Origin of the sequence: Bradyrhizobium sp. AUGA SZCCT0177 (assembly GCF_018130125.1) — a bacterium.
GTDB lineage: Bacteria > Pseudomonadota > Alphaproteobacteria > Rhizobiales > Xanthobacteraceae > Bradyrhizobium.
In genome coordinates this window covers 53915-66666 of sequence record NZ_JAFCMA010000027.1, presented here as the reverse complement: position 1 = coordinate 66666, position 12752 = coordinate 53915, and the positions used below count along the sequence as shown (strand labels likewise).

Sequence of the window (12752 nt, the reverse complement as noted above, 5' to 3'; positions counted from 1 at the left end):
GCGAAGCATCGAACCCGGAATGACGGAGAGACTAACTACCGTCCGTGGCTCGCCAGCGTTTGCTGACAGCCCTTGCTGATACGAGTGCGGTGCTGCTGCAGGCACGCCAGCACGACCATGTCGCCGTCATTCATCTGGGCGCGGCAAAAGCGCGAGACGTCGCGGGCGCAGGCGTCATGGCCCGGCTGCTGCTGCGCCGAAGCCATTGAGGTCATCAGAACCAAGGGAATAACGAAAAGAAATCTGGTCATCTTAGTTGCCTTCACACACAGCAATAAACGATCCCCGCCTTCTATCGCGTTTTCAGGCGAAAGCCAGCCCGGACCTGATCCGGCAAAAGACGGTTTGGTGCAGGAAGTCAGCGGCCGGGAAACGAAAAAACGCCTGCGTCGCATCGACGCAAGCGCTTTTCGAGAGCCGAAGCGGAATGGGATTATTGCGCGGCGACCTTGCTGGACTTCTGCGCGGCGAAATCGCGGTCCATCACCGCGCGGCAACCGCTGGAGAGATTGCCGCGATTCTTGACCATGCAGGCGGTGATCTTCGGAATGTTCGGGATTTCGGAGCTGCAGAGGCGGAAGGCATCGCCCGTGCACTGCGAGCGGGCTTCTTCGCTGAAGGCGTAGCCCGCGGTCGAGGTAACAGCGGAAAGCGAAGCGGCAACGGCGAGCGCAATGCTGACGTTGCGAACGGTGGTGAAGAAAGCGGTCATTTTCGGCTCCCATTGGCGCCGCGGATGCGGGGCCCCTTGTTGATGACCGCACCATGCACCGGGGTTCCCACACCCCGCTGTGACGTTCATCACACAGAGATAAGCCCCTAATTTTCCTGAACTCCCGGCGCCGTGTTGGGGAGGCGTTAAGACCTTATTGGCATTAATGGCCCGTTGCGTTGTGTCCCTTGCGTTATGTGGAAAGTGTAGCGATGCGTAATGCGTTAGGCCTGATGCTGGCCACTGTTGTTTCGGCGGCTGTGATCGCCGGTGTTTGGTTCTGGACCTCCTCGCCGCGTGCTGATGCGGCCCCTCAAACTGTCGCCGCCCGCAAGGCCGAGCCGTTGCCGGCCGCCGCCAAGCCAAAGGATGACGTCGAGGTAACGGCTTCGCTCACGAAGCCGGCCCCGCCGCCGGCACCTGCTGCGCCGGTGGTCGCAAAATCCGTTTGCGCCAATCCCGATGCGCTCGGCGTCAGCCGCACCGTCATTATCGACACCACGGGCGGACCGGGTTTCGGTTTCCTGCAATACAAGCAATTCGACTTCCTGACCGAGAAAGAGGTCGTGCTGACCTTCGACGACGGTCCGTGGCCGACCACGCCTGCGGTGCTGAAGGCGCTGGCGGACGAATGCACCAAGGCGGTGTTCTTCCCGGTCGGCAAGCACACCACCTATCACCCGGAAATCCTCCGCCAGGTTTTCGTAGCCGGCCACACCGTCGGCTCGCACACCTGGTCGCACGCGCATCTCGACAGTAAGAAGATGACGGAAGCGCAGGCCAAGGAAGAGATCGAGAAGGGCTTCAGCGCCGTGAAGATGGCGATCGGCGCTGCACCCGCGCCGTTCTTCCGCTTCCCCGGGCTCGGACACACCCAACCCACGCTGGCCTATCTCGGCACGCGAAACATCTCGATGTTCTCGGTCGACGTCGATTCCAACGACTTCAAATCGAGCGGTCCCGACCAGGTCATCCAGAACGTCATGACCAAGCTCGACAAGCAGGGCAAAGGCGTCATCCTGATGCACGATCTGCAGAAGCACACGGCGACCGCGCTGCCGACGCTGCTGCGCCGCCTCAAGGCCGGCGGCTACAAGGTCGTGCTGATGAAGGCCAAGGTGCAGCTTGAGACCTTGGCCGAGTATGATGCGATGCTGGTCAAGGACCTCAAGGTCCCGACCGTTGCCAGCCGCCCGATCGCCAGCGTGGTGCAGACGGCTCAGGACTAAGGCGATCGCGGCGCCGCCAACGCAATCATCCCAAGCAGCAACGCGCCCCCGGATTGATCCGGGGGCGCATCTTGTTTTCTCGGATTACCAGTAGATGCCGTGCCGACGCAGTTCGTTGATGATGCGCGCTTCGTTCCAGTAACGCTTCTTCCGGGGCTTATCGTAGCGCGGACCATCGTCATACGGCCGACGCGAGTCCGAGTATCGGGGGTCGTCCTTGTATTTCGGCTCATCCCGATATCGCGGTTCTTCCTTGTATCGCGGCTCGTCCCTGTAGCGTTCGGGCTTGGGTTCGACGATCGCCGGACGCTCGACATATTTCGGAGCCTCGGTCTTCGGCGCGTCCGCCTTTGGCGCTTCGGCTGCTTGCGCGACTTCCGCAACGCGCGGGGCTTCGGCGGTCTGCGAAATTGTGTTTGCCTTGGGGGCGGGTGCCGGGGCGGTCGTCTGCAGGCCGCTTCCGGCCAGCGAGAGGCTCCGGTTATCCCCTCCTTGCGCGGTGGCAGACGCCAAAACGAACCCTGCGATCAGAATGAGTTTGCGCATGATGTGTCTCCCGTTTTTGGTGGCGGGAAAACTAGGCGAGGACCGCGGATCGTTATGTGAGATAGGTCACGTAAGGGCGTGTACGATGGGCGGGGTGCCGGCATTCGAACCCGTGGGCGCACAACACTAGCGGGGCCGTGCTGCGCCGTCGGCCAGTTCCAGGGGATCTTGAGCGGCCTCAAAACGGGGAATGATGTCGGCGGGAAGTGCAACCAGCTTTGCTGCACGGTTGATGGACGATCCAAATACGGTGGCTGCCGCGACGTGCTTTGCCAGTTGCGTGTAGTCGTTCCAAATCAAATAGAACATCAGTGGTGGCTGCTCTCCATTATCAAGCAATTGGCTGGCGCGTTCGCCGGCTCCCTCGGTGAGCCACCATTGGTGCGCCAACGTGACAATCCTTCGAAAATTACGAATCGTGCCGGACTGCTTGCCGGGGTGAACGCCGGACAATTGAGCGCAATGTGTCATCCAATTGAGGCCAGCCAAAATAGCGATCGCAAAATCGGTCGTCGCAGTTCCGGTGAAATCGATCACGGTCTCGTCGTGAGGGCGCTGAAACAGATAAGCGTTCATCATCTCGATCTGGCGGTCCGCACCGGTCAGCAACTCGAATTGCGGGCTTGGCACCATCGTCACATATCGCATCGCTTCGAGCCGGGTGTGATCCCAAACCGAGCTGATATCGCCATCCAGATCCGAAAGCGCCCGCTTGCAGGCCGGATAGATCAGTTTGCCGTTATCGGCATCATCGAGGTATCGCGGAACGCGGCTGCGTATTTCTTCAAGGATCGCGTGCGGTCCGCCAACGCGCCCCGTGTCGGCGGACTTCGTCGAAGGCTTTTTCGATTTCCACCAGTCAAACACTGCCTTGCCCTCTGGCCAGGCGAAGAAATCAGGAGCAAAGCCAGATAATAGCGACCGCCATTGGCAAGCCCAAGACCAGGGCAACGGCAATTGTCGATGTGAATGCGGAAAGCAAATTTACCCCCAGTTGCACCTTGCCCGGTTCAGACATGGCTCTACTCCACGGTTCGGAAAGGCAAAAAGCCGGTCACCGGGACAGCGGAGACGGCTTCTCGCCGCACACTCGTTTCCAGAAGGGACGACGCAGGGTGCGCCGACATGGTTAATGGAGGGTTAACGGCGCGGGATGGGCACGGAAAATGCCGGCACGGCCACCTCGGGGCTGAGAACAGCGGGCACCATCGCTGGAACGTAGTCGGCTACAGAACCAGCTGTTACCTGGGGAACAGCGCGCCGTTTCACCTTCAGGCATTCTCCCAATCACAGGACGCGAACGGTCGCGCCCGACTCAACAGCAGAGAGAGCCATGAACACGCAGACCCAGCAGATTGCAGCCCCTGACGTGCTGACCGATGAAGCGCTTGCAGCTGTGTACGGCGGCGCGAAGCAGCAAGTTACGAAAGCGGAATATGAGCGCATCCTTGCCAAGATGATCGCTGACAGTAAGCCCAAAACTTTTTTTGGATTGTTCTAGATAGATCTCGAGCCCTGAGGTTGTCGGAATGATCTTGGTACTCCGCAAGACGCCTCGGACTCGTCGGAAAGCTGGTGCCGCAAACAGGACTCGAACCTGTTCCCCGCCATTGCTTGGGATGGTGCAGCAGTTCGCCTAAGGCCCGTCAAACCGCAAAAGCTGGTGCCACAGGGTCCCCTCGGCCAGTTAGCTAATAGTATCTTGGCGGGTCTTCGCCGGTCCCCGCGTCCCCGCGACAAGTCGTGTACCGGGCCTGGCTTTGATTCACCATTCGTAATCTGGGCGCATGAAGCGCGGCTTATTACAGAACGATTTGTGCCTGCACGAGTGAGAGAATCTAGGGACGGCGCCCATCAGGGAAACCCTAAGCGCCGAGATTTGACACTCTCTTCAATTGCGGTTCCAATCAAAACAATGATCTGGGCAAACTGTCGGAAGCAGTCCCAGAAGTACGTAAATCCCGCCAATAGTGGTCGACACGAATGCAAATTTCCGTAGTAGTCCCGGCTCATAATGAGCAAGAGAACTTGCCGGTATTGCTTGATCAGATTCTCAACGCTATTCCGACGGGGTTGCATGAAATAATTGTCGTGGATGATGGAAGCACCGACGACTCTCTTGCCCTTGTCAAGGCGGCGTCTCACTCAGATCAACGGATAAAATATATCGGGTTCTCGCGAAATTTCGGGCACCAGACTGCTCTCCGCGCCGGATTGAGGGCCGCGACTGGCGACTGCGTCATCACCATGGATGCCGACCTTCAACATCCTCCGCGCCTGCTTCCTGACTTGGTGTCGAAGTGGCGTGAAGGTTTCAAGATTGTTTTGACCATACGAAAGGATGTCGAAAATCTTTCTGGCTTTAAGCGTCTAACTTCCTCCCTCTTTTATAAGCTCATGAATTCTGTCTCGGACGTTTCAATCGATCCAGGGAGTGCTGATTTCCGTTTGCTCGATCGCAAAGTAGTGGACGTTATCAATAACCTTTCCGAACATGATTTTTTCCTTCGAGGCATCATTCCGTGGGTCGGATTTCCCGTTACGAAAATTGATTATACACCGGATCAGAGGCTATACGGTTCGACCAAGTATTCCCTGCGAAAGATGATCTCGTTCGCGATCACCGGTGTTATTGCAAATAGCGTTCAGCCCCTGAGGCTGGCTACAATTCTAGCTCTCATTATCGCAAGTCTTAGTGCTCTCTACGCGATGTACGCGATGATGATATTCCTGACTTATGGCCGAGTCGTTCCTGGCTGGACATCAGTTGCATTGGTGGTCTCGGTCATCGGGGCTCTCCAGCTGTTTGTGCTCGGAGTGGTGGGAGAGTATGTGGGAAGAATTCTTCGGGAGACCCGGAACCGACCTGGATATGTGATTTCGCAATCAAACATTGATCGAGCAGGAGAATGATGGCGGTCTTTCGACACGAGGATGTCTATACCATCCATACAGACCTCGGAGGTCGCGCACATGGACGATAAAAAAGTGCAGCTGCTGGAACGGCAACGAGAGCATTTCAATTCGATTGCCGATCGTTACCATGAAGGACGGCAAGCCTCCAATCATCGCTTCCTAAAAGATCTGATGTGGAGTGATATTTTCTCCAGTTTTCAGAATCTAAAGGGCTCGCATCTTGATGTTCTCGAGCCGATGTGTGGATTTTGCGACGGGTATGATATCGTCCGAAATCACCTTTCAGCAGATATCAGCTACCAGGGATTCGATTATAGCGACGCGGTTGTTGAGTCGATCAAGAAGACCAATCCCGGAATTCAAGTATGGCAAGCCGATGCAACCAAGTATTTGCCTGCAGTCGATAGTTATGACCTGATCATCTTGATTGGCGGCCTCCATCACACCCCCCTGGACGCACAAGACATTGTTAGAAACCTCACAACAGGTTTACGAACTGGCGGTCTGTTTGTCAGCTATGAGCCGACGCACGGCAACCCGCTTTTTCGAATGGTGCGCGAAGGCATCTATAAGAACAACTCTTTGTTCGATGAACAAACCGAACGTGCGTTTCCTGTAAGTGAGCTCTGCAAATTGTTTGTTGACGCTGGATTAAGGCGAGAGCTCATCCGATATCCAGGCCTGCTTTCCTACATTCTCTACTACAATCCCGACGCATTTCCTGCCCTGAACATTGGTGGGAAATCGTTTGTGAGTTTGTTGTACTCGTTCGATAAGCTCTTTTATAAAAATGCATTGGGACGGGCGCTCTCGTTTGCAACGCTTTCAGTTTGGCAAAAACCATAGGGCATCTAGAGCCCATCCCAATCGCCGATCTGGACGTTCCAATCAGCTGGAACTTGCTCGGCGCCGGGTGCCCGAAAATAGAGCGACTGACGTTTTGGCAGTAGAACTTGCGGAAGTCGCAGATATCTTCTTCTTAAGCTGGGGTACAACGGCGGGCTGGTCATAATGAAATTCGCTTGCATGCCCTTGCCCGCACCGACGCTTTCTGATTCCTTTATCAGATCAGCAAGTGCCCTTTCGCTGCGAGCTGCGACTTCCATGACTATGCCGACCTTGCGTCCAAAGATATTGAACGATCTTTGCACGCAATACCCTTCTTCTCTCTGAATGATGTCGTATCGACAAGCCGGATTTTTCTTGTATCTCCATTCAAGATATTCTCGGCTTCTGAAGAACGAGTAACTGCCATCGCGATCAACTGGATTGAAATCTCCAAAGGTGATCCGACTATTTCCAGGATCATCAAGCCTCGATCTTGTCGCAAAGGGATTTAGAGGCCTTACAAACGTCAGCACATCAGCGGCGAGCCCGAAGCCTTGGCTCTCGATCCCCCGCCTTGAGTTTTCGTTGGGGAAACAGACAAGGAGTTGGCTCCCTAGTTTTTCAACCAATGCGCTCAGGCATGTGCGATAATGCCCCTTGCTTCGTTGTGAAGGGAGCGTTGCGATGTCCCCTACTTGCCATCCGTTTTTTACACCAGAGGGCGTGCGGAATAATGTTGGAATCGCAGAGACGCTGGAAACGATCGTTCCCTTGTCCCGAACGCTGGAAATTACGGTCTCACCAACGGGCGAGAAATACTTCCAGAGATAGAACTCCCGAGTTAGTGTCGCCCCGATTTGGTTCGCCCAAGTAGACCGTTCGAATGCCTCGCGTAGCAATCGAATGTGACGATCAATATCCAGTTCGCGGGCGTTGACGACTGTGACTTGCATTTTCGTGCTCGACTCGGTCAATCGAAAGGAGGGCCAACAATGGCAATATTGGTGACTGGTGGCGCCGGCTATATCGGCGCTCACACAGTTTTGGCGCTGCTGGAACGAGGGCTTTGTCCAATCGTTTTAGATGATCTTTCCGCCGGATTCAGTGACTTTGTGCCAAAGAATGTTGAACTCGTCGTCGGAGATATCGGCAATAGAGATCTGGCAATCGACGTCATTCAGAAGAATAAAATAGATACCATTATTCATTTTGCGGGAAAGGTGGATGTTGCGGAGTCGATCGCGAATCCAATGGAATATTATCTAACCAATACGATCAAGGCTCAATCGATCATCAAAGCCGCTGCGGATAGCGGAGTCAAAACGTTCATTTTTTCCTCAACTGCAGCTGTGTACGGGCGATCGGAATCCTCTTTAGTACATGAGGCGTCCCCGCTAGCTCCGATCTCTCCCTACGGTCGGTCAAAGCTGATGACAGAGCAAATCCTTAGCGATGCCCACGCTGCTCACGGCTTAAACTATGCGATCCTTAGGTATTTTAATGTGGCGGGCGCTGATCCTGGCGGACGATGTGGACAGGTTACACGAAACGCTACTCATCTCATCAAGACGGCATTGTCGGTCATAATCGGGCGCAGGCCGTTCATCGAGATTTACGGCGATGATTATTCGACGCGAGATGGCACCTGCATCCGTGATTTCATCCATGTTTCGGACGTTGCCAGCGCACATATCTTCGCGCTCGAACATCTACAAACTGCGGGGGAAAGCATCACCTTGAATTGCGGCTACGGCAGAGGCTATTCCGTAAAGGAGGTCTTGAAGGCGGTAGAGACCGTGACGGGTAAAACAATTCCAAAGCGTATCGCCAGCAGGAGGATCGGTGATCCTGTGTCACTCGTCTCAGATAGTTCACGCTTACGCGGTCTAGGATGGAAGCCAAAGTTCGACAATTTGTCCACGATCATCGAACACGCTTACAGTTGGGAAATGACTTTGGCTAATTACGACCCGGAGTAATCTCGTTCGATGGGGGTCAGTTCATTTTCGTTGGAATCGCTGCCGCTTACGATAGCGAGTTAGTTGGCCATCGGCGTGACCCATCGGGTCATGGACGATATCAAAGCCATCCGAACCGCGACCCTCGCTCAGCCCACTTCAGTGATGGCAAGATAGGGCGGCACTGTGGTAGCAACTGAATCGATGTCGACCCCCGCCCCTCTCGCTTCTTGCCGTTTAAACGTATGACTTTATCGGACGATACCTTATGAGCTCCCAATATTATGCGACTGCGATAAGCCTTTTTAGACGCAGTTGGCATGCAACGCGACGAGTGCGGCTATTTTTACAGCAGCATTATGTGGAAATACTCGCGTTTATCTGGCCAGTCATCTTCTTGCATCGCTATTTGATCGGGAGCGTCGGCGGCCGCTATTCCCTGACGATCAGCAACGATTTCCTATTATACTACGTGTACAAGCCTTATTTGCTGGATTTCTATGCGCAACTTCGCATGCCGATTTGGTCGCCGACTGAGGCAGCCGGCTTTTCCCTGATTGGAAGTGCGCTCGCCCAACCATTCTATCCGCCGACTATCCTTCTCGTTGGTTTCTACCGCGTGGTCGGTGGGTTCAGCAGCTTTGACTATCATTGGTACACCATACTCCATGTCTGCCTCTTCAGTTTGGGAATCGTAATTTGGCTACGCCGCCAACTGGGCCTTTCAGCACGAGCCGCGTTGTTTGCTGCGCTCATTATCGCAGTCAGCTTCAAGATGACCGACATTCTGCGGTTCCCAAACGCAGTGTTCAGCGTAGCCTGGTATCCGTGGATACTCATTGGATTGACGTTATGCACGCGTAAGGGCTTCGCATTGGTCGGATGGCTTGTCACGATTGCCTCGACCTTGAATCTTTGCACCGCTGGCTATCCATACTTCATAATCTACGCCCTATTTCTAATCGGACCCTACTTGTTGATCGTGAGCTACGGCCCGACGCGAGGTGTCATCTCCTTGAACGAAGGAGTTCCAGGAGGGGGATTTCTCAAAAATCTGGTGGTGGGTACCTCCGCCCTGACAATTGGCGGTCTGGCAAGCTTGCCTTGGCTGTTGGAAGTGCGCCAGATCTTGAGCTTTACCGCCGCGCGCTCAACTGCTGACTATGACTTCGCCACCAAATACTCTTACTCGCCACTTCAGACTCTCGGTGCCTACGTCTTCCCGCCCGTGGGAAATCCAGAGGGGTGGGTCTATTTCGGTACGCTCAGCCTCTTCATCATTTCATTCTTCGTTGTGATTGTGCTGCACAGGCCCAAGACGCGAAGCGAGGACTTTTGGCTCATTGTACTCAGCGCATGCTGGATCGCGACCGTAACTGGCATGACACTCGGGCGGTATTCATATTTGTTTGACATGGTCTGGAGCACATTTCCTTTTCTGCAAGGTCTGCGAATTTGGGGCCGCCTGAATATCGTATTGCTTCCGGTCTTCGCGCTCCTTCTTGCTCGCGCTTGGCAAGTCTTCGAAACACAGCTGATTTCGCCAAGCGATCTATCTCGGTCGTGTAAGTTCGCTCTGTATTCATTCATGGCACTCGTGGTCGCAGTTCAACTCGGCCTTTTGTTCGGTGCAACGTTTGATTACTACTGGCTCCATTATGCCGTAGCTCAGCTTGGGCCCGCTTGGTGGTACCCGCTCATGGGCGTCGTTTCTGCGCTGACGATGGCATTCTTCATGTCTACAGCCGTTCGCCGCAAAATCTCCATACGGCCAGCGGCATTCTTGATTGTTTGCGTCGGCGTTATCACCGTTGATATTTGGCCGGAGTCCAGCACGCAGTGGGCAGCTCGTTATCCCGACCGATACAGCACCCGCGTAACGCACCCTATCGCGGATCAGGTCTCCGCCGGATTTACCGCTCCACGTCGGAGTGTTTATGGAGCAATTTGGCCGGAGTATCTCCCATCGTTTAACCTCGGAGTCGTCTCCGCTTGGTACAGTGAGGGTTATGTCCGCTTTTATAATCGTTACTTCAATGGGGATGCTAGCGTACGGCCGGACCTGCCGGCGGAGGAACGCGCGGCGCTAGAAACTTTCCTCGGCATCCGTGATGGCTCAAGGCTGTTCTTGACCCGAACTCTCGACCACCCCACTATCGCTAGCTTCCTGGCTGATGCGCGTGAAGTGGAGCAGAGCAGCCGCATAACTGTTGAGCGCTATGATGGGACCGAACTCCGCGTCCGCATCACCGCAGGCGAGCCGCTGATCTTAAGCTTTGTTGACAATTGGCTCCCTGGCTGGAACGCGACTGTGAACGACAAGCGAAGGACTATCGAACTGTTGTTCGGAACCTTCAAAGCCTTACGTGTCGATCCAGGGGAAAATGAAGTTCGGTTCACATATCGTCCGGAGATGTTGAAGTATTTCTCGGCGACCCCTTAGCTTCGCTTTCATCTATCTCGGCAACACAGTGCCCGAATTGCTTGTCTGTCAGTCATAGCTTCTTCGCGAAAGTCGCTTTCGGGGTAGGAGACTTACTCGTCGGATATTTTGACCGGAATCTGCAGTGGTCTTCCCGTTACTCCGAAATACGCTCGGGTCCGCTTTCGCCCATTAGGCGAAGTGGTGCCGCAAACAGGACTCGAACCTGTGACCCCGTCATTACGAATGACGTGCTCTACCAACTGAGCTATTGCGGCGGACCAGACGCAGCGTTCGACAACTGGGCCGAAAACGCGTGCCACCTGATATCGGGCAGCGCCCGCCTTGGCAAGAAAAACGCAAGCCCCCGGGCCTACTCCCCGCCCCAGCGTGACAAAAATCCCCGCCAGCCGCCGGCCTGGGCCTTGGGCGGGCCGATTTGCTGGGCGAATTCGTCCGGAGGGCCGTCCTCGTCGATTCCCGGGTCATCCGGCGCCCGAACAATGGGAATCACGGCCGGAATCGGCGCCGGAACCGCCTTCGGAATGTCCTGGCGGGCGCGAAACAGCGGCGCGGCAACGGCGGGCGCGGGTTGGGCGGGCGCCGGTGCGGGTGACGGCTCAGGCTCTGCGGCTGGGGTCGGTTCCGGTTCGACGCTGGCGGCCGGCGGCGCGTTGTCCTGGGCGGCCGCAGCTGCGGGCGCGACAACAGGCTCGGGCGCGACGGGGGCTGCCGGTTCCGCCGGCTCGCTTTCGACCGGGGCTGGAGCCGGCGGCTCGAGCACGACCGCGCGGCGCGGCGTCGCCAGCATCGCCTCTTCGAACGGCGAGGATTCGATGGCGGGGCCCTTGTCGGACGGCAAGGCCGCGACCGGGGTCTGCCACTGGAAGGCGTCGAGGCGGCCGGTGACCGGCGAGACCGGCCGCCAGCGATCGCTGACATAGCCATCCGCGGTCCAGGCCGGATCGTGCAGCGCGCGCACCGCGCGCAAGGTCCACGCCCGCGCCCGGCCGCTGTCGCCATGTTCGGTGCGCTCGATCTCCGCCATAAGCAGCGCCACGCGCTGCGTCGGCGCTGTGATGAACGGCGCCAGCGCTTCGCGCGCTTTCGTAAATTCGGAGGCGTCGATCGCGGCGCGCGCGATCGCGAGCGCGCCCTCGATATGGCCGGGCGCTTTGGCCGCAAGCGTTTCGACGCGCACCAGCCGCTGGCGCGCGGAATCGCCGAGCTTCACATGGGCATAGGCATCGGCGAGATCAGGATGCGGCTGCGCCAGCCACGCGGTTTCGACCAGGCGCATCGAACGCCGCACCTGATGTGCCTCGCTTTCAAACTTGCTCGCGAGCACCGCGGCCGGCACCAGCGTCGGCGCCAGCTTGACCGCCTCCATCACGCTCTGACGCGCGAGATCGCGATCGACCTTCTCGAGCTCGAGCGCGCGTGCCGTCAGCAACACGCCGCGGTGACGGCGATAGGTCGCCTTGTCGATCAGCCCCGAGGACTGGTTGTTGTCGAGAATGCGGAGCGCGCCGGTCCAGTCGCTCTTGGCGCAGCAGAACCCGAGCACGGCATGCGACGCCCATGACGAAGACGGCGACAGTTTCAGCGCTTCCTCGGCGACCATCACGGCGGCGACGGGATCATCCGCGCGCTGCGCCTCGATGAACAGGCCGCGCAGGCCGAGCAGCCGCGTATCCGCGCGCTCGGCCATGGCGTGGAAGGCGCGCTGCGCGCCTTCGCGATCGCCATCGAGCTGCGCCGATTGCGCTTCCAGCAGCAGCGCCAGCGGATCCTCTGCCGCATGGCGGCGCGCGACGTCTGCATGCGCGCGGGCGGCGGTGGAATCGCCGTGACCGATCGCGAGTAATCCTTGCGTGATCGCATGGCGGCCGCGGGCGTGGCGCTTCTCGCGCCGATTACGACGCAGACGCGCCGGCGTGCGCCACAATCCGCGCAGGATCGCCCAGATCAACATGGCCGCGACGATGACAATGCCGAGCCCCAGCACGAATACCGGCAGCGTGGTCGCGATCTTCAGATTGCCCGACGACAGCACGACCTCGCCGGTCTGTTCGGCAACCCAGGCCGCGCCGGCTGCACCAAGCGCGATCAACAGCAGAAACAGAATGATCCGGACCATC

At 57.1% G+C, this 12752-nt stretch carries 13 protein-coding genes and 1 tRNA gene; 6 read left to right on the top strand and 8 right to left on the bottom strand.

The window, feature by feature from the left end:
* Window positions 1-35 precede the first annotated feature (35 nt).
* Both JQ597_RS27555 and JQ597_RS27550 read right to left on the bottom strand, forming a co-directional pair.
* Window positions 36-251, bottom strand: coding sequence for a hypothetical protein (locus JQ597_RS27555; RefSeq protein ID WP_212268633.1), 216 nt, complete (start codon window positions 249-251; stop codon window positions 36-38).
* 182 nt (window positions 252-433) lie between these two features.
* A complete protein-coding gene (locus tag JQ597_RS27550) occupies window positions 434-712 on the bottom strand; it encodes a hypothetical protein (protein ID WP_212268631.1) in 279 nt (92 codons plus the stop codon).
* 212 nt (window positions 713-924) lie between these two features.
* On the opposite strand from JQ597_RS27550, the gene JQ597_RS27545 reads away from it, so the two are divergent.
* Complete coding sequence (locus tag JQ597_RS27545) at window positions 925-1941, top strand: polysaccharide deacetylase family protein (RefSeq protein WP_212268629.1); 1017 nt, start codon at window positions 925-927, stop codon at window positions 1939-1941.
* 84 nt (window positions 1942-2025) lie between these two features.
* Here JQ597_RS27545 and JQ597_RS27540 read toward each other — a convergent pair whose 3' ends face one another.
* From JQ597_RS27540 to JQ597_RS38140, 3 genes are all read right to left on the bottom strand, one after another.
* A complete protein-coding gene (locus JQ597_RS27540; RefSeq protein ID WP_212268627.1) occupies window positions 2026-2487 on the bottom strand; it encodes a hypothetical protein in 462 nt (153 codons plus the stop codon).
* Window positions 2488-2613: 126 nt separating this feature from the next.
* Window positions 2614-3354, bottom strand: coding sequence for a hypothetical protein (locus tag JQ597_RS27535; RefSeq protein ID WP_212268625.1), 741 nt, complete (start codon window positions 3352-3354; stop codon window positions 2614-2616).
* 28 nt (window positions 3355-3382) lie between these two features.
* Entirely contained in the window at window positions 3383-3505 is a 123-nt protein-coding gene (locus tag JQ597_RS38140) for a hypothetical protein (protein WP_283813455.1), read from the bottom strand.
* A gap of 315 nt (window positions 3506-3820) precedes the next feature.
* Between JQ597_RS38140 and JQ597_RS27530 the strand changes: the two genes are divergently transcribed.
* The 3 genes from JQ597_RS27530 to JQ597_RS27520 all read left to right on the top strand — a co-directional run bounded on the left by JQ597_RS27530 (window position 3821) and on the right by JQ597_RS27520 (window position 6249).
* Window positions 3821-3988 carry a hypothetical protein gene (locus JQ597_RS27530; protein WP_212268623.1) on the top strand — a complete coding sequence of 56 codons (168 nt, stop codon included), beginning with the start codon at window positions 3821-3823 and terminating at the stop codon, window positions 3986-3988.
* A 482-nt stretch (window positions 3989-4470) separates the two neighbouring features.
* Entirely contained in the window at window positions 4471-5400 is a 930-nt protein-coding gene (locus tag JQ597_RS27525; protein ID WP_212268621.1) for a glycosyltransferase family 2 protein, read from the top strand.
* A 60-nt stretch (window positions 5401-5460) separates the two neighbouring features.
* Window positions 5461-6249, top strand: coding sequence for a class I SAM-dependent methyltransferase (locus JQ597_RS27520; protein WP_212268619.1), 789 nt, complete (start codon window positions 5461-5463; stop codon window positions 6247-6249).
* Window positions 6250-6254: 5 nt separating this feature from the next.
* Here the strand turns inward: JQ597_RS27520 and JQ597_RS27515 are convergent, their stop codons facing one another.
* A complete protein-coding gene (locus tag JQ597_RS27515) occupies window positions 6255-7184 on the bottom strand; it encodes a GNAT family N-acetyltransferase (protein WP_212268617.1) in 930 nt (309 codons plus the stop codon).
* A gap of 39 nt (window positions 7185-7223) precedes the next feature.
* On the opposite strand from JQ597_RS27515, the gene galE reads away from it, so the two are divergent.
* Together galE and JQ597_RS27505 are read left to right on the top strand one after the other, a co-directional pair.
* The gene (gene galE / locus JQ597_RS27510; protein WP_212268614.1) at window positions 7224-8210 is read left to right on the top strand and encodes a UDP-glucose 4-epimerase GalE; all 987 of its coding nucleotides are present in this window, start codon (window positions 7224-7226) and stop codon (window positions 8208-8210) included.
* A 247-nt stretch (window positions 8211-8457) separates the two neighbouring features.
* Window positions 8458-10632: a hypothetical protein gene (locus tag JQ597_RS27505; RefSeq protein WP_212268612.1), complete on the top strand. Its 2175-nt coding sequence runs from the start codon at window positions 8458-8460 to the stop codon at window positions 10630-10632.
* 181 nt (window positions 10633-10813) lie between these two features.
* On the opposite strand, the gene JQ597_RS27500 is transcribed toward JQ597_RS27505, so the two are convergent.
* Window positions 10814-10889 (bottom strand) — tRNA-Thr (locus JQ597_RS27500).
* A 95-nt stretch (window positions 10890-10984) separates the two neighbouring features.
* On the bottom strand, window positions 10985-12751 hold the full coding sequence (locus tag JQ597_RS27495; RefSeq protein WP_212268610.1) for a heme biosynthesis protein HemY: 1767 nt from the start codon (window positions 12749-12751) through the stop codon (window positions 10985-10987).
* Window position 12752: the final 1 nt, after the last annotated feature.

What these genes read in the sequence shown, in the direction of transcription:
- galE (WP_212268614.1), top strand. Translation starts at nt 7,224, where the DNA reads ATGGCAATATTGGTGACTGGTGGCGCCGGCTATATCGGCGCTCACACA.
- JQ597_RS27550 (WP_212268631.1), bottom strand. Translation starts at nt 712, where the DNA reads ATGACCGCTTTCTTCACCACCGTTCGCAACGTCAGCATTGCGCTCGCC.
- JQ597_RS27495 (WP_212268610.1), bottom strand. Translation starts at nt 12,751, where the DNA reads ATGGTCCGGATCATTCTGTTTCTGCTGTTGATCGCGCTTGGTGCAGCC.
- JQ597_RS27555 (WP_212268633.1), bottom strand. Translation starts at nt 251, where the DNA reads ATGACCAGATTTCTTTTCGTTATTCCCTTGGTTCTGATGACCTCAATG.
- JQ597_RS27505 (WP_212268612.1), top strand. Translation starts at nt 8,458, where the DNA reads ATGAGCTCCCAATATTATGCGACTGCGATAAGCCTTTTTAGACGCAGT.
- JQ597_RS38140 (WP_283813455.1), bottom strand. Translation starts at nt 3,505, where the DNA reads ATGTCTGAACCGGGCAAGGTGCAACTGGGGGTAAATTTGCTTTCCGCA.
- JQ597_RS27525 (WP_212268621.1), top strand. Translation starts at nt 4,471, where the DNA reads ATGCAAATTTCCGTAGTAGTCCCGGCTCATAATGAGCAAGAGAACTTG.
- JQ597_RS27530 (WP_212268623.1), top strand. Translation starts at nt 3,821, where the DNA reads ATGAACACGCAGACCCAGCAGATTGCAGCCCCTGACGTGCTGACCGAT.
- JQ597_RS27520 (WP_212268619.1), top strand. Translation starts at nt 5,461, where the DNA reads ATGGACGATAAAAAAGTGCAGCTGCTGGAACGGCAACGAGAGCATTTC.
- JQ597_RS27540 (WP_212268627.1), bottom strand. Translation starts at nt 2,487, where the DNA reads ATGCGCAAACTCATTCTGATCGCAGGGTTCGTTTTGGCGTCTGCCACC.
- JQ597_RS27545 (WP_212268629.1), top strand. Translation starts at nt 925, where the DNA reads ATGCGTAATGCGTTAGGCCTGATGCTGGCCACTGTTGTTTCGGCGGCT.
- JQ597_RS27515 (WP_212268617.1), bottom strand. Translation starts at nt 7,184, where the DNA reads ATGCAAGTCACAGTCGTCAACGCCCGCGAACTGGATATTGATCGTCAC.